1 protein-coding gene is annotated in these 291 nt (G+C 56.4%); it reads left to right on the top strand.

Annotated features, from left to right (window positions below):
- On the top strand, positions 1-291 hold a 291-nt coding region (locus tag MD536_RS21130), incomplete at both ends, for a phosphorothioated DNA-binding restriction endonuclease family protein (RefSeq protein ID WP_239603776.1).

The following is a 291-nucleotide window of genomic DNA, read 5'->3' as shown; positions in this document are numbered from 1 at the left end:
CAAATCCTGGATCAGTTCCTGGACGATATCTGCTCGATGAAGCTGCACCGTTCGAGCTCCCTTGGTGCTGCGCTGAAAAAGCCGCTGCTCTTGTTGCTGCTCGTTTCGCGGATCGAAAATCGTCAAATCGCCGAAAACCGTTTTGACTTCTCCGACATTCGGCGTGAACTCGACACGCTGATCCGCTGTTTCGGTGGTCGTCCTTCACGGAGCGGCTCGAGACCCGAGCAGCCCTTCAGCCACCTGCGCAGTTCGCCGTTCTGGCGACTTCACACCCAGAAATCCTATGAC

Origin of the sequence: Flavihumibacter cheonanensis (genome assembly GCF_022352215.1) — a bacterium.
Classification (GTDB): Bacteria; Bacteroidota; Bacteroidia; order Chitinophagales; family Chitinophagaceae; genus Flavihumibacter; species Flavihumibacter cheonanensis.
This window is presented reverse-complemented; position numbering and strand designations above follow the sequence as displayed.